Source organism: Yersinia nurmii, assembly GCF_001112925.1.
Classification (GTDB): Bacteria; Pseudomonadota; Gammaproteobacteria; order Enterobacterales; family Enterobacteriaceae; genus Yersinia; species Yersinia nurmii.
Window position 1 is genome coordinate 332,459 of sequence record NZ_CPYD01000001.1, and the last position, 20,644, is coordinate 353,102.

The window sequence follows — 20,644 nt, forward strand, 5'->3', positions numbered from 1 at the left end:
CTGCTTTTTCGCTACACTTCTAGAGTTTACCGCACTCGGATTTCACACTCTGGAGCGCAGACTCATTCATTCGAGGCTTGATATCCTTACTTTTCTCAGAATTATGGTATTTAACCAATAATGCATCGGCTATCGCCTCGGTTTCCGCATCAGGCAGGCCGTGTATCTCCGATGGCCGAAAATGCATCTGGAAAGCGCTAATCACTCTCCTTTGCTGTTCCTGCGTCATATCAGGCGTGATTTCATAACCATAACAGCTGAGTTTAGCTAATAGCGGCATTATGGGCACTGGCCGATCTGCACGCCTCTTCCCCAAATAATATTGAACATCCGCTGCGTCCGGCCACGCCCCAATCCCTTGCTGTGCCAAATGCTCCCAAGGGAACAAAGGCCCTGGGTCCTCTTTACGCTGTGGCGCAATATCACTGTGAGCAACAACATTACGTGGCTCTATTTCATAACGCGCGATAATCTTATGAGCCAAAGCAGTGACCAGTTCAATTTGTTGAGGAGTGTAAGGATACCAATGTATCTTCCCCAACAGGGTACTGGTGAACCCCGGGTTTTCCTGTTCAATACCTACAGACGTGTCATTGAGATTAGTTCGCCCACGCCAACCACTCACTCCGGCATGCCAAGCTCTGAGGTGCTCGGGTACGAGCTGCCAAGCGACGGGTTTACCACTGCGGGGATCTATGGGGGGATAAGCCGGAACTAAATAGTGCGCGCTGACCTGTTCGGTCGTCAGTACGTTAAGGGATTCAGGAAAATTCAGTGCTGTATAATGTAAAACCAAAAAGCGAATCCGCCTATCGACGCCGATTGCCTGACGAGAGTCATTCAACATAAAACTCCCTTGGTCAACCAAAGCCTTTTCTTCCTGCACAGCCCCCAGCGCATGAAACTGTACCAACGGCATAATGAACAGCATCCAGAACCATGGTTTCATCTCGATATCCTTATCGGTTTCCTCCGGATTTTACCTAATAAAAAACGCCTTTCGCGTTCTGCGTTAATAGGTATGTGTAAGAGGAATACGTTAAATAAATTAACCTAATAAGTTGAATAAAAAGGTAAAATATTCGTTACCTTTTTATTCTATACCGACACGATCAGGAAACAATTCGGATTACCAAACCAATTTCACCACTAACGGGATATTTTAACCGCAGTACCGCTGACGCTAACCATTAGCATACTGCTATCTTTCCCTACGGTTTCATAATCAATATCAATACCTACAATGGCATTAGCACCGAGCTGCTCGGCCTCTTCCTGCAGTTCTTGAAAAGCAATCTGTCGCGCTTTACGCAATTCTTTCTCATAGGCGCCGGAGCGGCCCCCCACGATATCTCGCACGCCGGCGAAGAAATCTTTGAAAATATTCGCGCCCAAAATGGCTTCACCAGTAACCACACCACAATACTCAGTGATGGTAAAACCTTCTAACGTTGGAGTGGTAGATAACTGCATGGCATATTCCTTAAACCAAAGATAAAAACCCCAAATCGCCTAAATAATAGGCGGCGCGTATCATTTACTAATAGGCATTTATAACAACATGAAGATGAACCCTAGGTAAATAAGACGCACCCTAAGTTCATCCATAAAAAAAGATTTATACTATATTAACTGCATGATTGAGTTACATGTCTGGCATTTCACATAGGTAATAAGATGAACAAAAAAAATATTGCACTGGTATTACCCTTGGCGTTACTGCTGAGTGCCTGTACCACTCCCGTTACGCCTGCGTTTAAGGATATCGGCAGTCGCAACGGCCCTTGCGTGGAAGGCGGTCCGGATCATGTGGCTGAACAGTTCTATAACTTACGCGTACAGCAAATGGGCGCCGCAGGCACTGTGTCTGCTAATTATTCCGCAGAACAACTGCGTCCATTCCTGAGTCAGGCTCTGTATCAGGATATTCAAAAGGCGCGCCAAGCGCAGAGCGCTAACCGTTCAGCCACCCAACCGGCGACTAATGCCGATCAGGCCATCGCCAGCGTTTATGCCGGCGTCAGTGACGCAGATGTGGCCAGCGCCTCCACCATTCCCAACACCGATGCCAAAAATATACCGCTACGGGTGACGCTGGTACACCGCACGCCAGACGGTAAGGAATCTCGCTGGCAGGATGAAGTTTTGATGGTCCGAGAAGGCAGTTGCTGGGTAGTAGACGATATTCGCTTTATGGGCGCCAATGCTCCAGCCAGCTCGCTGCGCCAGCTGTTGGGTCAGCGCTAACTCAGACAATAAACTGGCCAGAGAATCGCACCACTGGCAGCAGCCATTTATGCGCCTCAGTGAATTCTCTGCCAGTTCTATTCACCACATGACAAATTCCTCTCCTCGGGAAATAAACCCAAAGATTATGCTATCTTTGCGTGTACCAACCGGTTATTAATAAATTTTAACGCACAAAGATTGCATAAGTATGCCGCGGAAGTTAACATTCCCCGCATCATTGGCTATTCAGATTTGGCGCATGAGTATTCAACTTAACGGAATTAACTGTTACTACGGCGCACATCAGGCGCTGTTCGACATCACATTGAACTGTCCAGCGGGGGAAACCTTGGTTTTGCTGGGCCCTAGCGGCGCGGGTAAAAGTTCTTTACTGCGCGTGCTCAACCTTTTGGAAATGCCACGCTCTGGGACATTACAGATCGCGGGTAACCATTTTGACTTTACCCAAGCTCCTGGCGCAAAAGCGATCCGCGAACTGCGTCAGAATGTAGGCATGGTATTCCAGCAATATAATCTCTGGCCACACCTGACCGTGGTGCAAAACCTGATCGAAGCACCTTGTCGGGTGCTGGGTCTCTCCAAAGATCAGGCGATGGCCCGCGCGAAAAAATTGCTGTCCCGTTTACGGCTGACCGACTTTGTCGATCGTTTTCCACTGCATCTTTCCGGGGGACAACAGCAGCGAGTGGCCATTGCGCGAGCATTGATGATGGAGCCGCAGGTTCTACTGTTTGATGAGCCAACGGCGGCGCTTGATCCGGAAATTACCGCGCAAATCGTTAGCATTATTCGCGAGCTGTCCGAAACCGGTATCACTCAGGTTATCGTCACACATGAAGTTGAAGTTGCCCGTAAAACTGCCAGTCGGGTGGTTTATATGGAAAACGGTCATATAGTGGAACAAGGCGATGCCAGTCATTTCGCCCAGCCTCACACTGAAGCTTTTGCCAGCTATCTGTCACATTGATATCTATTTGGGGATTTTCGATGAAAAAATTATTAATTGCTGCGGTTCTTGCCAGTATCAGTCTGTCTGCTTCTGCGGCTGAAACCATTCGTTTTGCGGCGGAAGCGTCTTACCCGCCGTTCGAATTTATTGATGCTAATAATAAAATGCAGGGTTTTGATATCGATCTAGCCAATGCGTTATGCAAAGAGATGCAGGCTAACTGCACTTTCACCAATCAGGCCTTTGATAGTTTGATTCCAAGCCTGAAATTCAAACGTTTCGACGCAGTGATTTCCGGCGTGGATATTACGCCTGAACGTCTAAAGCAGGTTGCGTTCACCAAACCTTATTACGATAACTCAGCGCTGTTTATCGCTCATAAAGGCAAAATCACCGATTTGGCCGCGCTAAAAGGCAAACGCGTTGGTATGCAAAACGGCTCAACGCATCAGAAATTCCTGTTAGAGAAGCATCCTGAAATCACCGCCGTGCCTTACGACAGCTACCAAAATGCAATTCTGGATCTGAAAAATGGCCGTCTGGACGCAGTATTCGGTGATACCGCAGTGGTCAACGAGTGGTTGAAGCAGAGTCCTGAACTGGTGCCGGTCGGCGACAAAATTACCGATGCTGATTATTTCGGTACCGGTCTTGGCATCGCGGTACGTCAGAACAATACCGAATTACTGGGTAAGTTAGATGCAGCACTGGCGAAAGTGAAAGCCGATGGCACCTATCAGACAATTTATAAAAAATGGTTCCAACAGTAACTTAAGCACCCATGAATGAATTTCAACCTTTAGCAAGCGCTGCCGGTATGACCGTCGGCCTTGCCGTTTGCGCTCTGGTTCTCGGCCTCATTCTGGCAATGCTGTTCGCCGTTTGGGAATCATCCCGCTGGAAAGTCGTCAGCTATCTGGGCACCGCCTGGGTTACGCTGTTGCGCGGCCTGCCAGAGATCCTGGTCGTGCTATTTATCTATTTCGGTTCATCACAATTACTGATGATGCTGTCAGATGGCTTTACTCTGAATTTCTATCTGTTCGAACTGCCAGTGAAGCTGGATATCGACACATTTGAGGTCAGCCCTTTCCTGTGCGGTGTGATTGCGCTGGCGTTGCTGTATTCGGCCTATGCTTCGCAAACGCTGCGCGGCGCGCTCAAAGCGGTTCCTGCCGGTCAGTGGGAATCCGGACAAGCGTTGGGAATGAGTCAGGCGGCGATCTTTTTCCGCCTGATTATGCCGCAAATGTGGCGCCACGCCCTGCCGGGGCTGGGTAATCAGTGGTTAGTTTTACTGAAAGACACCGCGTTAGTGTCGTTGATTAGTGTGAATGACCTCATGTTGCAGACCAAAAGCATCGCGACGCGCACGCAAGAACCCTTTACCTGGTATATGATCGCCGCTGCAATTTATCTGATGGTGACTCTGCTAAGTCAGTATGTAATCAAACTGATTGAACGCCGTACCACGCGTTTTGAACGGAGTCCATCCTGATGTTTGAATATTTGCCTGAGATCCTAAAAGGGCTGCATACCAGCCTGACGCTGACTCTGGTTTCGCTGCTGGTGGCGTTGGTGCTGTCGTTGATTTTCACCATTATTCTGACGCTGAAAACCCCGATAGCCACGCAGTTGGTGAAGATTTACATCACTTTGTTCACCGGCACGCCGTTACTGGTACAAATCTTCCTGATTTACTACGGCCCCGGTCAGTTCCCGACGATTCGCGAATATCCGTGGCTGTGGCATGTCCTTTCGCAGCCTTGGCTGTGTGCCATGATCGCATTGGCGCTGAACAGCGCAGCCTATACCACCCTGCTGTTCCATGGAGCGGTTCGGGCGATTCCAGCCGGTCAGTGGCAGTCTTGTGAAGCATTGGGAATGTCCAAACGCCAGTCGCTGCGGATTTTACTGCCGTTCGCCTTTAAACGCGCGTTGTCGTCTTATTCCAACGAAGTCGTGCTGGTGTTTAAAAGTACCTCACTGGCATACACCATTACATTGATGGAAGTAATGGGTTACAGCCAGTTGATGTATGGCCGAACCTACGACGTGATGGTATTTGGCGCGGCAGGTATTGTTTACCTGTGCGTTAACGGCTTGCTGACTCTGCTGATGCGTCTGGTCGAACGTCGGGCGCTGGCCTTCGAACGTCGCAATTAAGCCTTCAATCACGGCTCTTTGAAACCCCGGTATCTGCCGGGGTTTTTTATTCATGCGAAGAATAAAAGCCACGTCAAAACACAATCCCCTCTGATTATCGCCAAGCTCATTTTTTCCAACTGCGACATTTCTAACACGCTTTTACCGAAGATGATGAGGTTGATTTTTTTATTATATTTTTAATCACTTTTCTTGCATATTAATTCATAAAGTGGCAATGTAATTCCAATTGATTATGGCATTACACACCGCTAAAAGTTCCTTAGCGGTAATAAAATCAATAAGTAATGTTGCACCCTATTAGAGACTTTTAGACAGGAGTTTAGGCATGAAAAAGTTATTACTGGTGACAATGCTGACTGGGATGGCCTTTAGCGCTAGCGCTGTGGAAACCATTCGTTTTGCCGCCTCGGCGACCTATCCACCGTTTGAATCTATGGGTGCCAATAATGAGATCGTAGGTTTCGATATGGATTTGGCTAAAGCCTTGTGCAAACAAATGGAAGCCAAGTGTACATTTACCAATCAGGCTTTTGACAGCTTGATTCCAGCGTTGAAATTCCGTCGCTATGACGCCGTCATTTCTGGTATGGACATCACGCCTGAGCGTAGCAAACAGGTCGCATTTACCCAGCCTTACTACGCCAACTCCGCGATTGTGATTGCCCATAAAGGCAAGTACACCTCTCTGGCCGATTTGAAAGGCAAGCGTCTCGGAATGGAAAATGGGACTACACACCAGAAATATATGCAGGAAAAGCATCCTGAAATTCAGACCGTCTCTTACGATAGCTATCAGAATGCTATTTTAGATTTGAAAAATGGCCGTATCGACGGCGTATTCGGTGACACAGCCGTGGTCAACGAATGGCTGAAGAATAATCCTGAATTGTCTTCCGTAGGGGAGCACGTCACCGATGCACAATACTTCGGCACAGGTTTAGGCATTGCGGTGCGCCCTGAAAATACCGAACTGTTGGGCAAGCTGAATAAAGCGATTGATGCAGTTAAGGCGGACGGTACTTATAAAACCATTAATGACAAATGGTTCCCGCAATAATTCCTGCCATCAATAGAGCTGTTTGTTATTACTGAGAAATTACAGATATAAAAAAGCCGGATTTCACCAATGATTTCCGGCTTTTTCTATTATTCAGCACTTAAGCTATTTGAGATTTAAGCCGTTGCCTCGCGCCGCACCAGTAGCGTCATCACTTCATAATGGCTGGTATGAGGAAACATATCGAATAACTGCACCCGTTCAATGCGGTAATCCGCTAGCGCAGCGATATCTTTCGCCATGGTTTCCGCATTACAGCTGGAGTAGAGAATAAACGGGGGTGCCATTTGGCTAAGATAATCGCAAAGCTCTGTACCAATGCCCCGGCGTGGCGGATTGACCAAGACCAATTCCGGCGTTTCCGTCTCGCCGATGGCAAAACGTGTGGAATCCAATGCGGCAAAGCTGACCTGTTTCAACCCCAGTTTTTCCGCTGATTGTCGCGCACAGGCAATGGCTTCCGCGCTGATTTCAATGCCGGTCAGACGCGTTTCCGCCGTGGCGCAGTGCAAACCAAAACCGCCGACACCGCAGAATAAATCCCACATGCTGCTAATATTCAGCTCACGCACCCAATCACGGGCCGTAGCATACAGCGCGGCGGCCACATCAGGATTGGTCTGGAAGAAACTCTGCGGTCGAATAAATAGCGGCACCTGATTAAAGCGTTCCTCCAGCGCCTGTTGCTCCGTCAGCGGAATTTCCTGCTCTCCTTCCAGTATTGCCATATGCACCGGCTGAATATTGACGGAAATAACCCGTAGCTGAGGTAATTGTTGCTGTAGCCACGGCAGGGCTTTCCGCAACTGCTCTAGCTTATTTTCTGAACGTAGCACAAAGCGCAGCATCAGCTCTCCGCTGACGGTGCTTTCGGTTAACAGCAGAAATTTTAACTCGCCGCGCTTGCGCGCCACGTTATACGGCGTTAAACCGGCACGAGCGATAAAGACCTTCAAAACGGTAAATGCCGTAGCAAAACTGGCGGGATACAGCGGACAATCGCTCAGATCTACCGCCGTTCCGTCCCGATGCAACATACCGAGTAACGGACGCTCTACGCTGCCGCTAACCACCATTTTCGCTTTATTGCGAAAAGCGCTTTCACGCCCGAAAACCGGTGTTAACCATTGAGCGACCGGTTGCCCGGACAGCAGATTTTCTAAATGATGTTGTTTATCCGCCAGTTGTTGGGAGTAATCTTTCTCCAACCACTGACAAGAACGGCAGCTGCCCGCCGTATACTGTGCGCAATGCATGAATATTGACCGTTATGATTTATTACGTTGAGATTTGCAGCGCTCTCGGCCGCCAAGGGGGGCGGATTGTACCACCCCGCGTCGGGAAACACTCATTTTGACTGGCGGAAAAAACGCTTCGAATGGAAAGGAATAAACAACAGACCAATAATCACGGCGTCGGGAATTTTTTGTATTAGCAGACTGTGGAACACCTCGGCTCCGCTTTCGCCTTCAATGCGGAATACATCAACATATAGCCAATCCAGTGAAACCAACAGCATATAAACCACCACCACAATCTGGCACAGCAGATAACACCAACGGCCCCAGTTCTTACGACGGATGACAGCTCGACCGCAGACAATTTCGAGGAATAACAGCCCCAAGCTAGCCAACAAAATCAGGCCAGAATCCCAACTTTGCAGATTTTCCGCGATAAAAAGCTGCATTCCGCCCATGCCCAGCTCAGCGACCAGCAGCAACAGTCCTAAAACCCGAGTCGCGATAATGGCGGTGCCACCGACTAATACGGCGACCGGCGTGGCTGCGGGAACTTTCATATTGGCTTGTCCCTCTCCCAGACTGACACTCATCCATCCTCTCCCGCAACCTGATGTTATCTTTCACATTAACGCCACCCGCAGACGGCATGCGATCGAGAGAAAGCCTAGCAGCTTTGGGAAATTTCAGCTATGGGCGGCTTTGCGTAATTCACGCGACCGCTGCTTTTCTGAGCGCGCCATAATTCGCCAAGCGATCAGCCCGATAATCCCTACCACCAGCAGGATCAGCGTCGCCAATGCGTTGATTTCCGGATTCACCCCCATACGCACGCTGGAGAATACCAGCATCGGCAGAGTCGAAGCCCCCGGCCCGGCAACAAAACTGGCAATAACCAGATCGTCCAGCGACAGTGTAAAAGCCAATAACCAGCCTGAGATCAATGCCGGTGCGATCATTGGAGCGGTAATCACAAAAAACACTTTTAACGGTGTGGCACCCAGATCCATCGCGGCCTCTTCAATGGAACGATCCAGCTCTCGCAGTCGCGAACTGATGACCACGGTGACATAAGCGGTGCAGAAAGTGACATGGGCCAGCCAAATGGTGAACATGCCGCGCTCCGCCGGCCAGCCGATAGCGTGCCCCATCGCAACAAACAGCAGTAGCAGAGACAGCCCGGTAATCACATCCGGCATCACCAGCGGTGCAGTCAACATAAAGGCAAATCCGGTAGAGCCGCGAAAACGACCAAAACGCACCATCACCAAAGCAGCGATAGTGCCGAGAATCACCGCCATCGTCGCCGAAGCCGCCGCAATGGTCAGACTCAGCCCAACGGCCGATAGCATAGTGGAATCATGGAATAACTCAGTATACCAACGGGTCGACCAACCGCCCCACACCGTCACCAACTTATTGCTGTTAAATGAATATATAACCAGCATCAGCATCGGCGCGTACAAAAAGGTGAATCCCACCACCAGAATCGCCCGTCGCCAGACAGAGCGAACCTCAGGTAGATTATTCATCCCTGACCTCCCATTTCTTTATTCTGATGTTTATGGAACCAAAGGATCGGTGCGATCAGCAGTAAAAGCATGACGGTTGCTACGGCGGAAGCGACCGGCCAGTCACGATTGCTAAAGAATTCGGTCCACAGAATGCGCCCGATCATGATGGTGTCCGGGCCACCTAACAGTTCGGGAATGACGAACTCCCCTACCGCCGGAATAAACACCAGCATCGATCCGGCGATAATGCCGCCTTTGGTCAAGGGTACGATAATGCTGAAGAACGTTTTAAAGGGTTTGGCTCCGAGATCGGAGGCCGCTTCCACCAGCGAATAATCTAAACGAGTTAGCGCGGTATAAATTGGCAACACCATAAATGGCAGATAGGCATAAACCACGCCGATATATACCGCCAGGTTGGTATGTAAAATAACCAAGGGCTGATCGATAACGCCGAGCCACATCAGTACATTATTCAAAATACCGTTGTTTTTCAGAATCCCCATCCAGGCGTAAACCCGAATCAAAAATGACGTCCACGAAGGTAAAATCACCAATAACAACAGAATATTACGCGTCGAGTGACTGCTATGAGCAATCGCCCAAGCCAGCGGATAGCCAATGATCAGGCAACACAAAGTGGAAATACCGGCTACCTGCAAAGATTGTAAATAGGCGTCGATATACAGAGGATCGTCGAGCAATTGCAGGTAATTCCCCAGATTCAGAGAAATATCCAGCTTGCCGTCCATCCATGTCATCAGATCGGTGTAAGGAGGAACCGCACGGGCCATTTCAGCCAGACTGATTTTAAATACAATGAGGAAAGGCAGCATAAACAGCAAAAACAGCCACAGGTAAGGTAAACCTATCACCAATTTGCGGCCATGAGTCATTTGCCAACGCTGTAGGCAGGCAATTAACACGCTGGATTGGCGGGTTGGTGCCTCCGGCGTTGGTCGAACCGAATCAGGCATCATCTTCTAGCTCCCCAGCACCACACAGCTATCCGTTTCCCAGCACAGACGCACTTCATCGCCCCAGGTTGGCATCCCTTTACGATAACGATGGCCGTTTTGCAGCTGGGCGCTAATAGTTTGCCCACTATGGAGTTTGACATGGTAAATCGACAAATCCCCTAAATAGGCAATGTGTACCACTTCACCTACCGCAAAGTTAAAACCGGCTTCCGGCACGCTTTCACACAGCATGATTTTTTCGGGCCGCAGCGCAACCAACACCGGCACCCCATCGACGACAGAAGCGTCTGAATCGACTTTCAACGGATGACGCAGCCCAGGGCTGTGAATAACCAGCGCATCTTCCTGCCGTTCCGTAAGCACGCCTTCAAACACATTCACTGAACCTATAAATTCGGCGCTAAATCTACTGTTCGGGTGTTCATAGATTTCTTCCGGCTCACCGATTTGCACAAATTTCCCGCGATTCATAATGGCGATACGTCCGGCCATAGTCATGGCTTCTTCCTGATCGTGAGTCACCATCACGCAGGTTGCGCCAACTCGTTCCAGAATATCCACGACTTCCAACTGCATCCGGTCGCGGAGTTTTTTATCCAGCGCGCCCATTGGTTCATCCAGCAGCAATAACTTTGGCCGCTTAGCCAGACTGCGCGCCAACGCCACCCGCTGACGCTGGCCGCCAGATAATTGATGGGGCTTACGTTTGGCAAACTCTTGCATATGCACCAGCGCCAGCATTTCCTCTACCCGACGTTTAATTTCCCCACTCGGCAGCTTGTCCTGCTTGAGGCCAAAGGCAATATTCTGCTCGACGGTCATATGAGGAAACAGCGCATAAGACTGAAACATCATATTAATTGGCCGTTGGTAAGGCGGCACATGGGACAAATCCTGCCCATCTAATACAATCTGCCCTTGAGTCGGCGACTCAAATCCCGCCAACATCCGTAATAGCGTTGATTTTCCGCAGCCGGACGCGCCGAGCAAAGCAAAAATCTCGCCTTTATAAATGGTGAGATTGACATCATCCACGGCGGCCTGACCGTCGAAAGATTTGGTTAAATTGCGAATTTCCAATAAAGGGGTAAAAGCCTTCAGGGATTTCAACGGCGGACGAGAAATTACATCATTCACTCTGCGTGCTCTCCGTAGAAGCAGAACAGGCCACATCGTAATGCGGCATAAAATAGCAGCAGAAACAGCCAGTTTCCCTACTGTTTCTGCCCTAATCATTTTAGGTGATACCCGATTGGCTGCTGAAAACAGCCAACGGCTCAATCAACGGTATTACTTACCTGTTTTGACTTTAGTCCAAGCGCGAGTCATCACCCGATCGATTTTTGGCGACTGAACTTTCAGGGTGAACATTTTGGCGCGAACGTCCGCCGGCGGATAAATCCCCGGATTATCGCGGACTTCCGGATTTACCAAAGGCGTCGCAGCTTTATTGGCATTGGCGTAAAACACATGGTTGCTGATATTGGCGATAACATCCGGGCGCATCAGGTAGTTGAGGAATTGGTAAGCCTCATCCTGATTTTTAGCGTCCGCAGGCATGGCAAAAACATCGAAGAATGCCAAAGCCCCTTCTTTCGGGATGCTGTAAGCCACATTGACGCCATTTTTCGCCTCTTTCGCTCGGTTTGAGGCCTGCATAACATCACCCGCCCAACCAACGGCTACGCAAATATCACCATTAGCCAGATCGTTAATGTATTGAGAAGAATGGAAATAACGAATATTTGGCCGCAGTTTTAACAGTAAATCTGTTGCCGGACCGGTGTAATCAGCGGCATCGCTGCTGTTAGGGTCCTTGCCCAAATAATTAAGCACGGTGGCAAAAACCTCACTTGGAGCATCAAGGAAGGACACACCGCAGCTTTTCAATTTCTCTAGATTTTCCGGTTTCAGCACCAGATCCCAACTGTTAATTGGCGCATCGGTTCCCAGCGCCGCTTTCACTTTATCAACGTTGTAACCAATGCCGGTGGTAGCCCACAGATAAGGAATAGCGTATTTATTTTCCGGATCGTGCTGACTGACCAGTTTAAGTAATTCCGGGTCCATATTTTTATAATTAGGCAGTTTGCTCTTATCCAGCGGCTTAAATACGCCGGCGGATAATTGACGCTCAAGGAAACTGGCCGAAGGCACCACCAGATCGAACCCGGTACTCCCCGCCATTAGCTTTCCTTCCAACACCTCGTTGGAGTCAAACACGTCATAAACCACTTTAATGCCGGTTTCTTTTTGGAAATTTGTCAGCGTATCTGGGGCAATATAATCAGACCAGTTATAAACGTGCAGTATTTTTTCCTCAGCCGAAACTGAGACGGACGCGGCCATAAGCAGGCCAGCAGTAACACCCGATAGCCATTTTTTACGTTGGGTGAACATCCGTGAACTCCTCCAGAACAGGGTAAATCATAAAGTTGAATTTGTACCTGACGGGTACAACACCTTTCCTGATCGAGCGCTATTGCCACAAACTCGTTATGCATGGCTATGCACTGGAGAGAGTTATTGATTAAGCATCAATAACCACGAATTCGCGGGGGTAATCATATGCCCTTTGCAGAGAACAAAGCATAACCCCTGATAGTTATACGCACCAGTATCCAGCTTAAAAAACGCCTTTTATCGACTTTTTATGCATAGTTAATCTATGTAATTCGCCACTTGTGGCATAAACGGCGCTAAATATCTGGCAAACTAGGGTAAAAAGCAGAGGATCTTATGGCGGGAAAAATGAAAAACAGCATGCCGCCGGGGATGGCGGCCAGCTAAATCAGTGAATAACTGGGAAAGAGGTCGGTACGACCTGCCCTTCTTCCTCTTCGGTTTCACCGATGAACAGCAGATCGTTTGCTCGGGCTTCCAGAATAATCATCGAAACCTGCTCTTCGCTCTGCTGCATAAAGTGGCCAAACTGCTCCAGCGTAATGCCTTCGGTGACGTACACCGACTGGCAAACAATCAACTTCGGCAGATTATCATCCTGAATGTCGATAAAAGCCTTCGCCGTTAGCGAGCTGGCATTGATCTGGCTTAAATCCGCAACCAGCGGAATCAGCGCCGTAGGCCGGATTTCGGCTAACGCAGAGAAGAGAATAACGTTATCTACCAGGTCCACTTTGGCATCAAAAATGCCTTCAAAATTTTGCATGTGGGGCAAATGCAGTGCCTGGCATGAGTCGCATTCAAAAAACGAGATCCCTAACTGATCCAGCCAACGCCGTAATAAGGCTAAATCCGGGACGATGAGTGAATCCATAGCAACCTACCTCACGATTCTTGCAACAAGAAAAGTGGCATAGCTTACGGAATATTCGCCGTTAGCGCCATGACCAATCCAGACTAATTGACAGCAAAAGCCGTGACTATTCGTGAAATATGCGAAGAGATACGCAAACAACAAGGAAAATCAGTTTTTGTCATTATCGTTATCAGGGGTTAAGGCTTTTTCTCCTCTTTATCCGCCGTTTGAGTGGTTTCTTTTTTATCGATCCCATTCATTCCCAACAGCGGGCCAAAACCCTGCGCCACGCGCCAAACTATGCAGGCTGCGGCGGGAACCATTAACCCAATACCAATAAATATCATCATAATCGCGACGCTAGGCTCACTTAACCCTGCGGGCAGCGTGACGTAATGGTTAATACTTAAATAGGCCAGCACCAGTAATAACATTCCCAAGGCTTCCAAAATAATCACCATTTTGGGCATATCGCCTAAAGCACGCATCGTTTCCTCCTGTACAACATATTTATAAGGTTTAGCCAAAGGTGTTGAATCCGCCAATGCTACAACACTCAATTAATGCAAATAATCGGTTAACCCAGAGAATCGACGGATGTAAATAGGTTCGGATAATCGGATTAACAGGCAATTCCTGCTTTGTTTTCGTCTCATCAACGGGCATAGTAACACCCATTGAAAGTGAGTAATACGCGACAAGTCATTCAGCAATCGGATAGATACCGATTGGCAGACGAAGTGATTAACTCAACATAATCAAGGAGTTTTGCATGTTTACTGTAATTTTCGGACGTCCTGGTTGCCCTTACTGCGTCCGTGCCAAAGAGTTGGCTGAAAAACTGAAAGCTGAGCGTGACGATTTTGATTTCAACTATATCGACATCCATGCAGAAGGGATCACCAAAGCCGATTTGGAAAAAACTGTCGGTAAGCCGGTTGAAACCGTACCGCAAATCTTTATCGATGAAAAACACATCGGTGGTTTCACTGATTTTGAAGCTTACGCTAAAGAACATCTGAATCTGTTCAAATAATAGCGATGCCGAAGCCATTAAGTGATGGCTAAACTGCGATAAAGAGAGGGTGCTTTGGCACCCTTATTTTATTTTGCTTAAGCACTCTTATGAAACTTCAAAATAAAATCACGAAAATCCCACAAGTAACCCCTGTTTTTTTGGCCGATCCCGCTATTAATTTCCCCGTTAAAAGCATATTTATCCGCTAACACCGTTTTCCCCGCTTACTACTGGCTGTAATCCCGCGGACAGACTAGAATAACCACCGCTATTGCCGTTACATGCATCAGATTTTGCTGAAGGCATTCATCTGGCAACGAATGCAGATATTACTGGGTCACATAACCCTTATTAGCGTTATCTACTTCAGGTTAAACAATAAGTTATCCTCCGTGAATATAAACGTCGCAAATCTGTTAAACGGCAACTACATTCTGCTGTTATTCGTAGTTCTCGCGCTGGGGTTGTGCCTCGGTAAATTACGGCTGGGCTCGGTCCAGTTAGGTAACTCTATCGGCGTATTGGTTGTTTCTCTACTGTTGGGACAACAGCATTTCGCTATCAATACCGAAGCCCTGAACCTGGGGTTTATGCTATTTATTTTTTGTGTCGGCGTCGAAGCGGGCCCAAACTTCTTCTCTATATTCTTCCGCGATGGCAAAAACTACCTGATGCTGGCACTGGTGATGGTCGGAAGCGCCATGGTTCTGGCGCTTGGATTGGGTAAACTGTTCGGTTGGGACATTGGTCTCACCGCCGGTATGCTCGCCGGCTCTATGACCTCGACGCCAGTGCTGGTCGGTGCCGGAGACACCCTACGCCATACCATTGCCAATAACCCGACTTTGCAACACGCACAAGATAACCTGAGCCTCGGCTATGCCCTAACCTACCTAATTGGTTTGGTTAGCCTGATTTTTGGCGCGCGTTATCTGCCAAAACTGCAACACCAGGATTTGCCGACCAGTGCCCAGCAAATTGCCCGAGAGCGCGGTCTGGATACGGATAGCCAGCGTAAAGTGTATTTGCCCGTGATCCGCGCTTACCGCGTGGGCCCGGAGCTGGTGGCCTGGGCCGACGGCAAAAATTTACGCGAGCTGGGAATCTATCGTCAAACCGGCTGTTACATCGAACGTATTCGCCGCAACGGCATTCTGGCTAATCCGGACGGCGATGCGGTGTTACAGGTTGGCGATGAAATATCGCTAGTTGGCTACCCGGATGCACATTCGCGCCTCGATCCTAGTTTCCGTAACGGTAAAGAAGTTTTCGACCGCGACCTGCTGGATATGCGTATTGTTACCGAAGAAATCGTGGTCAAAAACAGCAATGCAGTAGGTAAACGCCTGAGTCATTTGAAACTGACCGATCACGGCTGCTTCCTGAACCGCGTTATTCGCAGTCAAATTGAAATGCCTATAGATGACAGCATCGTATTGAATAAAGGCGATGTCTTACAGGTCAGCGGCGATGCCCGTCGGGTCAAAAGCGTTGCGGAAAAAATCGGTTTTATTTCTATTCATAGTCAGGTCACCGATCTACTGGCTTTCTGTGCCTTCTTTATTATTGGCCTGATGATTGGTTTGATTACCTTCCAATTCAGCAATTTCAGTTTCGGTATCGGTAACGCAGCAGGTTTGCTGATGGCTGGCATCATGCTGGGCTTCCTGCGAGCCAACCACCCGACTTTCGGCTATATCCCGCAGGGTGCGCTCAATATGGTGAAAGAATTTGGGTTGATGGTGTTTATGGCTGGCGTTGGCCTAAGCGCCGGTGGCGGTATTAACAGCAGCCTGGGTGCCGTGGGTGGGCAAATGCTGATATCCGGGCTGATAGTCAGTTTGGTACCGGTCATTATCTGCTTCCTGTTCGGTGCCTATATTTTACGAATGAATCGCGCATTATTATTCGGTGCAATCATGGGCGCCAGAACCTGCGCCCCTGCGATGGACATTATCAGCGATACGGCCCGCAGTAACATTCCAGCGCTAGGTTACGCGGGCACTTACGCCATTGCTAACGTATTGCTGACCCTAGCCGGCTCACTGATTGTGATTATCTGGCCGGGAATTTGGGGATAGCGCCGATCTATTTTCGGTGAAGGTACAATAAATTTTATATTTTTCGCATGCGGCAAGAACTTTATGGTTTAGCCGTAGTCTGAATTAGTGCCACTGCTTTTCTTTGATGTCCCCATATTGAGGAGCCCGATAGTCCCGCCTTCTTAGGTTCAAGACTAATCGGGTTTTTTCTTGTCTGAAATAAAATAATCCTATAAACAACAAGATTAAATGCGGATTCAGCTTAATGGCGACAAATTGGCGATGGCGTAGCAAAACACTTTTGCTCAGGCACTTAAAAACGCCGTGCGGCGGCGGTGATTCGGCTCGATCACTGACTATTAGTTATGGCACCCCTGCCCACCTTCCATGTATGAATCTCTCTCTCCGATTATATATTTCTCAGGGTCTTCACCGAACGGCAGTTTGCGAATGTTGGTAGAGAACGAAATAAATGCCTGCTGAAAACGTCCGTCTCGATACTGCATAATATCAACTGCGGTTTTGCCATCACTAGATGAGCAGATGGTGTTGGTCAAAGGTGCTGAAGCCGCTGCTGCGTTAGGCTTCCAAAGATAATAGGTTTGCCCATCGATCACCAGATTACCTTCGCTTGTCACATGCTGTGGCAAAGGAGAAATATCAGGGCACACGAAAGGTTTCGTTATGCTAACTCGCTCCGCAGCAGCGCGGGTGCTCAATAAGGCAATACCGATAGCAAAGGAACGAAAGTATTCATTACTCGACGCATCACATCTTCTTCTCAATAATTTTTCAGCGTTTATTATCCTGTTAATTTGCCCGTTTTTCAAAGTCATCAGCCCTTTTCCCCTTGTTGCCCGATCATTTACCTCCTCCTAATCTTTAGCGTTACTTACACGCTGATTCCCTGTTCTAAAACGGTGCTTATCTGCGCCAAAAGTGCCCTAAGGCTTTCTTAATATAGAATTATTACAGTGGGACGATTATGAATATCCTACTGGATTAACCGTGAAGAACAGTGAAAACACTCCGTCATCATTAAATCAAGTCTCAACGGGAATGATAATTAGGACAAACCCTCTTTACTCATTGCCGTTATCCTTTTACCTTTGGCAGGTTTTTGGGTTAACAATCAGCGGATTGGTGTTTCTGTGGTTATCCCGTAATGAACAGCTCGACTTGCTAATAAGTGGCTATTGGTTTGATCCAAAAACCCAAAGTTTCCCTTGGGAACACAACTACTGGTTAGATCTGTTCAATCATCGGCTGTTAAAAATCACGATTATCAGCGCGGCCGTCTGCTCGCTATTTTGGGGAGTCTACCGCCGAAATATTCGACTAGTGGTGACCACGTTACTGATCGGTGTTGGCCCTTTGGTTATTGGGATATTGAAGTCTACCAGCGCTCATTCCTGTCCTTGGGACTTGGTGGAATACGGTGGAAAAGCCGCCAGCTACATACTAATGGATACCGCTCCGGTCGGTGCAGGTCCCGGTCACTGTTTCCCCGGAGGACACGCCTCCAGCGGTTTTGCGCTGATGGCCGTATTCTTCCTGTTTTATCCTGAAAACCCTCGTCTTGCCACGCTTTGCTGGTTAGTCGGCGTATTTCTGGGAATGATAATGGGATTCGGTCAGGTCATGCGCGGCGCACATTTTCTGACTCATAACCTGTGGGCTGGGTGGTGGGTCTGGCTTAGCCAATTGGCTCTTTTTTGGTTGATTAGTGGTTATTACCACCGTCATTAAGGTACTGAGTAATGGAACAATTAAATCATTTTTTGTTTTCTCTGATTAACGCCACGCCCAATTCACCCGAGTGGTTGGTGAAGTTCGCCATTTTTATTGCCAGAGACCTCATCAGCATCATTCCATTACTGATGATCGGCCTGTGGCTGTGGGGCCCGCGAGAACAAATGTCGCTACAGCGTCAGGCCATCAGTAAAACCGCCATTGCGCTGATTTTTGCCATGCTTTCATCGGTCTGTATCGGTATGTTATTCCCGCATAATCGCCCGTTTGTCGATGGTTTCGGCTATAACTTTTTACCTCACGCACCGGACAGCTCCTTCCCCAGCGACCACGGCACCGCCATTTTCACCTTTGCGCTGGCTTTTTTATGCTGGCATCGGATTTGGTCCGGCATTACCTTGTTGATCGTCGGGCTGGCAATAGCCTGGTCGCGGATTTACCTCGGTGTGCACTGGCCGTTAGATATGGTTGGTGGCTTCCTGGTCGCAATCGTCGGCTGTCTATTCTCACAGTTACTGTGGAATCTGTTTGGCGATAACATTGCGAAAGGATTGGAAAATCTTTATCAGCGCTGTTTCTCTTTTCCTATCAGTAAAGGGTGGGTAAAAGGTTAATTTCTACCAACTGTTCGCATTTTACCGGCAGAACCTCTGCCGGTTTTCTCGTAAAAATCCCCGCCTCACAGATAACTCACTATAAATCAGCCAGTTATATCTCTATCCCTTTCATGATATGAAATAACACAATCACTCAATGTTATTTAAATAACACCAAAAGGGTTAATAATGTGATTATAAAAACATAAAGGTTGTCATTTTCCTAAAATGTTACTATTATCACATCAAATGATATTACCTACACAAATCAAGGACATTTTTTATGACTATCAACTATGCTAATTATATCGATCACACCCTATTAGCCATGGACGCCACCGAAACGCAGATCGTCAAACTGTGTGAAGAAGCCAAACAGCATCATTTCTACGCCGTTTGTGTTAACTCCGGCTATGTTCCTGTGGCTGCCAGCCAGCTTGCGGGCAGCGATGTGAAAGTTTGCTCGGTGATTGGTTTCCCTCTCGGTGCAGGTCTGACTTCCAGCAAAGTATTTGAGGCTCAGGCAGCTATCGAAGCTGGCGCACAAGAAATTGATATGGTGATTAATGTAGGTTGGTTAAAAAGCGGTAAAGTCGCTGAAGTTAAAGCAGATATTAAAGCCGTACGCGATATTTGCGCCGCTATTCCGTTGAAGGTAATATTGGAAACCTGCCTGCTCAGCGATGAGCAAATCGTTGAAGTTTGCGAAATGTGCCGTGAACTTGACGTTGCTTTTGTGAAAACATCTACAGGTTTCAGCACCGGCGGCGCCCGTGAAGAACATGTGAAATTGATGCGCGCTACCGTAGGCCCGGATATGGGTGTAAAAGCTTCAGGTGCCGTGCGCGACCGCGCTACTGCCGAGAAAATGATTCTGGCCGGCGCAACACGAATTGGTACAAGTTCAGGTGTAGCCATCGTATCTGGCCAGCAAGCAGCTGCGTCCAGCTACTAATTATCTTTAACCCGGCTTAGGCCGGGTTTACTTTGTTGGGAAGCGTTAATGGAAACTCGCCGTGCCGAACGTATTAATAAACTGACTCACGCTTTAAAACGTTCCGACAAAATTCATTTGAAAGACGCGGCCAGTTTGCTCCGAGTTTCAGAAATGACGATCCGCCGAGATCTTAGCGCGGAACCTTCTGCCGTGATTCTTCTGGGTGGTTACGTGGTGATGGATCCCAAGGCAAACAGCGCTAATAACTATTTTGTTTCCGATCAGCAGGCAAAACAGGTAGAGGAAAAGCGCAAAATTGGGCAACTGGCCGCACAGCTCATTGAAGAGAACGACACGATTTTCTTTGATTGCGGCACCACTATCCCACTAATTATCGACGAAATTCCCGAAGAATTGGCCTTCACTGCCCTCTGCTATTCTCTGAATACCTTTCTTTCGCTTCAAGATAAACCGAACTGCAAAGTGATCTTGTGCGGCGGCGAATTCAAGCCAAACAACTATATTTTCTCACCCATAGGCCAACATAACGAACTGGATAATGTTTGCCCGAATAAAGCCTTTATCTCTGCCGCCGGAGTGAGCATTGAATTCGGCGCAACCTGTTTTAATTTCGATGAAGTTCCGTGGAAACAGCGCGCACTGAGCAAATCTCAGCGCAAGATTTTGGTAGCCGATCACAGTAAATTCGGCCAAATCAAACCTGCCAGTATTGGGCCACTGACGCTATTTGATACTCTGGTCACCGACCGCCAGCCTGATGGCTCCTTCCGTTCGTTCTTTAACGAAACCGGCATAGAAATCCACAGTTAAACGACAACAGTCAGCAAGCGCGGCTCTCATGTTCGATGTTTGGCGATCTTTG

Annotated in this window: 23 protein-coding genes; 12 read left to right on the forward strand and 11 right to left on the reverse strand. The window is 48.3% G+C overall.

The window, feature by feature from the left end; all coding sequences use genetic code 11:
* Window positions 1-19: 19 nt before the first annotated feature.
* Complete coding sequence (locus tag AD970_RS01445; RefSeq protein ID WP_084728106.1) at window positions 20-931, reverse strand: N-acetylmuramoyl-L-alanine amidase; 912 nt, start codon at window positions 929-931, stop codon at window positions 20-22.
* Window positions 932-1,149: 218 nt separating this feature from the next.
* Entirely contained in the window at window positions 1,150-1,473 is a 324-nt protein-coding gene (locus tag AD970_RS01450) for a heavy metal-binding domain-containing protein (RefSeq protein WP_049596549.1), read from the reverse strand.
* A 204-nt stretch (window positions 1,474-1,677) separates the two neighbouring features.
* Here AD970_RS01450 and AD970_RS01455 point away from each other — a divergent pair, with 204 nt between their 5' ends.
* The 6 genes from AD970_RS01455 (at window position 1,678) to artJ (AD970_RS01480) (ending at window position 6,425) form a co-directional block, all read left to right on the forward strand.
* Entirely contained in the window at window positions 1,678-2,247 is a 570-nt protein-coding gene (locus AD970_RS01455) for a lipoprotein (protein WP_049596550.1), read from the forward strand.
* Window positions 2,248-2,488: 241 nt separating this feature from the next.
* On the forward strand, window positions 2,489-3,217 hold the full coding sequence (artP, locus tag AD970_RS01460) for an arginine ABC transporter ATP-binding protein ArtP (RefSeq protein WP_049596831.1): 729 nt from the start codon (window positions 2,489-2,491) through the stop codon (window positions 3,215-3,217).
* A 20-nt stretch (window positions 3,218-3,237) separates the two neighbouring features.
* Window positions 3,238-3,969: an arginine ABC transporter substrate-binding protein gene (artJ, locus tag AD970_RS01465; RefSeq protein ID WP_049596551.1), complete on the forward strand. Its 732-nt coding sequence runs from the start codon at window positions 3,238-3,240 to the stop codon at window positions 3,967-3,969.
* An 11-nt stretch (window positions 3,970-3,980) separates the two neighbouring features.
* Window positions 3,981-4,697, forward strand: a complete 717-nt coding sequence (artQ, locus tag AD970_RS01470) for an arginine ABC transporter permease ArtQ (protein ID WP_049596552.1) — start codon at window positions 3,981-3,983, stop codon at window positions 4,695-4,697.
* A complete protein-coding gene (gene artM / locus AD970_RS01475; protein ID WP_049596553.1) occupies window positions 4,697-5,365 on the forward strand; it encodes an arginine ABC transporter permease ArtM in 669 nt (222 codons plus the stop codon). The genes artQ and artM overlap by 1 nt, the downstream gene beginning before the upstream one ends.
* Window positions 5,366-5,693: 328 nt before the next feature.
* Complete coding sequence (gene artJ / locus AD970_RS01480; RefSeq protein ID WP_049596554.1) at window positions 5,694-6,425, forward strand: arginine ABC transporter substrate-binding protein; 732 nt, start codon at window positions 5,694-5,696, stop codon at window positions 6,423-6,425.
* Between the two features lie 116 nt (window positions 6,426-6,541).
* Here artJ (AD970_RS01480) and rlmC read toward each other — a convergent pair whose 3' ends face one another.
* The 8 genes from rlmC to AD970_RS01520 form a co-directional block, all read right to left on the reverse strand.
* Window positions 6,542-7,681 carry a 23S rRNA (uracil(747)-C(5))-methyltransferase RlmC gene (gene rlmC, locus AD970_RS01485; RefSeq protein ID WP_049596555.1) on the reverse strand — a complete coding sequence of 380 codons (1,140 nt, stop codon included), beginning with the start codon at window positions 7,679-7,681 and terminating at the stop codon, window positions 6,542-6,544.
* 92 nt (window positions 7,682-7,773) lie between these two features.
* Complete coding sequence (locus tag AD970_RS01490; RefSeq protein WP_084728099.1) at window positions 7,774-8,256, reverse strand: YbjO family protein; 483 nt, start codon at window positions 8,254-8,256, stop codon at window positions 7,774-7,776.
* A 93-nt stretch (window positions 8,257-8,349) separates the two neighbouring features.
* Window positions 8,350-9,195, reverse strand: coding sequence for a putrescine ABC transporter permease PotI (gene potI, locus AD970_RS01495; RefSeq protein ID WP_049596556.1), 846 nt, complete (start codon window positions 9,193-9,195; stop codon window positions 8,350-8,352).
* A complete protein-coding gene (potH, locus tag AD970_RS01500) occupies window positions 9,192-10,157 on the reverse strand; it encodes a putrescine ABC transporter permease PotH (RefSeq protein ID WP_049596557.1) in 966 nt (321 codons plus the stop codon). Before potH ends, potI begins: the two co-directional genes overlap by 4 nt.
* A gap of 3 nt (window positions 10,158-10,160) precedes the next feature.
* Entirely contained in the window at window positions 10,161-11,294 is a 1,134-nt protein-coding gene (gene potG / locus AD970_RS01505) for a putrescine ABC transporter ATP-binding subunit PotG (protein WP_049596558.1), read from the reverse strand.
* Window positions 11,295-11,447: 153 nt separating this feature from the next.
* Entirely contained in the window at window positions 11,448-12,557 is a 1,110-nt protein-coding gene (gene potF / locus AD970_RS01510; protein WP_049596559.1) for a spermidine/putrescine ABC transporter substrate-binding protein PotF, read from the reverse strand.
* Window positions 12,558-12,948: 391 nt separating this feature from the next.
* Window positions 12,949-13,434 carry a type III secretion system chaperone family protein gene (locus tag AD970_RS01515; protein ID WP_049596560.1) on the reverse strand — a complete coding sequence of 162 codons (486 nt, stop codon included), beginning with the start codon at window positions 13,432-13,434 and terminating at the stop codon, window positions 12,949-12,951.
* Window positions 13,435-13,613: 179 nt separating this feature from the next.
* The gene (locus tag AD970_RS01520; protein ID WP_049596561.1) at window positions 13,614-13,904 is read right to left on the reverse strand and encodes a YbjC family protein; all 291 of its coding nucleotides are present in this window, start codon (window positions 13,902-13,904) and stop codon (window positions 13,614-13,616) included.
* 284 nt (window positions 13,905-14,188) lie between these two features.
* On the opposite strand from AD970_RS01520, the gene AD970_RS01525 reads away from it, so the two are divergent.
* Together AD970_RS01525 and AD970_RS01530 are read left to right on the forward strand one after the other, a co-directional pair.
* On the forward strand, window positions 14,189-14,452 hold the full coding sequence (locus tag AD970_RS01525) for a GrxA family glutaredoxin (protein WP_049596562.1): 264 nt from the start codon (window positions 14,189-14,191) through the stop codon (window positions 14,450-14,452).
* A 374-nt stretch (window positions 14,453-14,826) separates the two neighbouring features.
* Window positions 14,827-16,515 (forward strand): aspartate:alanine antiporter, encoded by a 1,689-nt coding sequence (locus AD970_RS01530; RefSeq protein WP_049596833.1) that lies wholly within the window; start codon window positions 14,827-14,829, stop codon window positions 16,513-16,515.
* A 320-nt stretch (window positions 16,516-16,835) separates the two neighbouring features.
* Here AD970_RS01530 and AD970_RS01535 read toward each other — a convergent pair whose 3' ends face one another.
* On the reverse strand, window positions 16,836-17,312 hold the full coding sequence (locus AD970_RS01535; protein WP_049596563.1) for a hypothetical protein: 477 nt from the start codon (window positions 17,310-17,312) through the stop codon (window positions 16,836-16,838).
* Between the two features lie 253 nt (window positions 17,313-17,565).
* Here AD970_RS01535 and AD970_RS01540 point away from each other — a divergent pair, with 253 nt between their 5' ends.
* From AD970_RS01540 to deoR, 4 genes are all read left to right on the forward strand, one after another.
* Window positions 17,566-18,225, forward strand: a complete 660-nt coding sequence (locus AD970_RS01540; protein ID WP_049596564.1) for a phosphatase PAP2 family protein — start codon at window positions 17,566-17,568, stop codon at window positions 18,223-18,225.
* An 11-nt stretch (window positions 18,226-18,236) separates the two neighbouring features.
* Complete coding sequence (ybjG, locus tag AD970_RS01545; RefSeq protein WP_049596565.1) at window positions 18,237-18,842, forward strand: undecaprenyl-diphosphate phosphatase; 606 nt, start codon at window positions 18,237-18,239, stop codon at window positions 18,840-18,842.
* A 265-nt stretch (window positions 18,843-19,107) separates the two neighbouring features.
* Entirely contained in the window at window positions 19,108-19,779 is a 672-nt protein-coding gene (gene deoC, locus AD970_RS01550) for a deoxyribose-phosphate aldolase (RefSeq protein ID WP_049596566.1), read from the forward strand.
* A gap of 48 nt (window positions 19,780-19,827) precedes the next feature.
* A complete protein-coding gene (gene deoR, locus AD970_RS01555; protein WP_049596567.1) occupies window positions 19,828-20,592 on the forward strand; it encodes a DNA-binding transcriptional repressor DeoR in 765 nt (254 codons plus the stop codon).
* The last annotated feature ends 52 nt before the right edge of the window (window positions 20,593-20,644 follow it).

What these genes read in the sequence shown, in the direction of transcription:
- AD970_RS01490 (WP_084728099.1), bottom strand. Translation starts at nt 8,256, where the DNA reads ATGAGTGTCAGTCTGGGAGAGGGACAAGCCAATATGAAAGTTCCCGCA.
- artP (WP_049596831.1), top strand. Translation starts at nt 2,489, where the DNA reads ATGAGTATTCAACTTAACGGAATTAACTGTTACTACGGCGCACATCAG.
- AD970_RS01525 (WP_049596562.1), top strand. Translation starts at nt 14,189, where the DNA reads ATGTTTACTGTAATTTTCGGACGTCCTGGTTGCCCTTACTGCGTCCGT.
- deoC (WP_049596566.1), top strand. Translation starts at nt 19,108, where the DNA reads ATGACTATCAACTATGCTAATTATATCGATCACACCCTATTAGCCATG.
- AD970_RS01450 (WP_049596549.1), bottom strand. Translation starts at nt 1,473, where the DNA reads ATGCAGTTATCTACCACTCCAACGTTAGAAGGTTTTACCATCACTGAG.
- potH (WP_049596557.1), bottom strand. Translation starts at nt 10,157, where the DNA reads ATGATGCCTGATTCGGTTCGACCAACGCCGGAGGCACCAACCCGCCAA.
- AD970_RS01455 (WP_049596550.1), top strand. Translation starts at nt 1,678, where the DNA reads ATGAACAAAAAAAATATTGCACTGGTATTACCCTTGGCGTTACTGCTG.
- deoR (WP_049596567.1), top strand. Translation starts at nt 19,828, where the DNA reads ATGGAAACTCGCCGTGCCGAACGTATTAATAAACTGACTCACGCTTTA.
- rlmC (WP_049596555.1), bottom strand. Translation starts at nt 7,681, where the DNA reads ATGCATTGCGCACAGTATACGGCGGGCAGCTGCCGTTCTTGTCAGTGG.
- artM (WP_049596553.1), top strand. Translation starts at nt 4,697, where the DNA reads ATGTTTGAATATTTGCCTGAGATCCTAAAAGGGCTGCATACCAGCCTG.
- potI (WP_049596556.1), bottom strand. Translation starts at nt 9,195, where the DNA reads ATGAATAATCTACCTGAGGTTCGCTCTGTCTGGCGACGGGCGATTCTG.
- potF (WP_049596559.1), bottom strand. Translation starts at nt 12,557, where the DNA reads ATGTTCACCCAACGTAAAAAATGGCTATCGGGTGTTACTGCTGGCCTG.
- ybjG (WP_049596565.1), top strand. Translation starts at nt 18,237, where the DNA reads ATGGAACAATTAAATCATTTTTTGTTTTCTCTGATTAACGCCACGCCC.
- AD970_RS01445 (WP_084728106.1), bottom strand. Translation starts at nt 931, where the DNA reads ATGCTGTTCATTATGCCGTTGGTACAGTTTCATGCGCTGGGGGCTGTG.
- AD970_RS01520 (WP_049596561.1), bottom strand. Translation starts at nt 13,904, where the DNA reads ATGCGTGCTTTAGGCGATATGCCCAAAATGGTGATTATTTTGGAAGCC.
- artJ (WP_049596551.1), top strand. Translation starts at nt 3,238, where the DNA reads ATGAAAAAATTATTAATTGCTGCGGTTCTTGCCAGTATCAGTCTGTCT.
- AD970_RS01535 (WP_049596563.1), bottom strand. Translation starts at nt 17,312, where the DNA reads ATGACTTTGAAAAACGGGCAAATTAACAGGATAATAAACGCTGAAAAA.
- artJ (WP_049596554.1), top strand. Translation starts at nt 5,694, where the DNA reads ATGAAAAAGTTATTACTGGTGACAATGCTGACTGGGATGGCCTTTAGC.
- AD970_RS01515 (WP_049596560.1), bottom strand. Translation starts at nt 13,434, where the DNA reads ATGGATTCACTCATCGTCCCGGATTTAGCCTTATTACGGCGTTGGCTG.
- artQ (WP_049596552.1), top strand. Translation starts at nt 3,981, where the DNA reads ATGAATGAATTTCAACCTTTAGCAAGCGCTGCCGGTATGACCGTCGGC.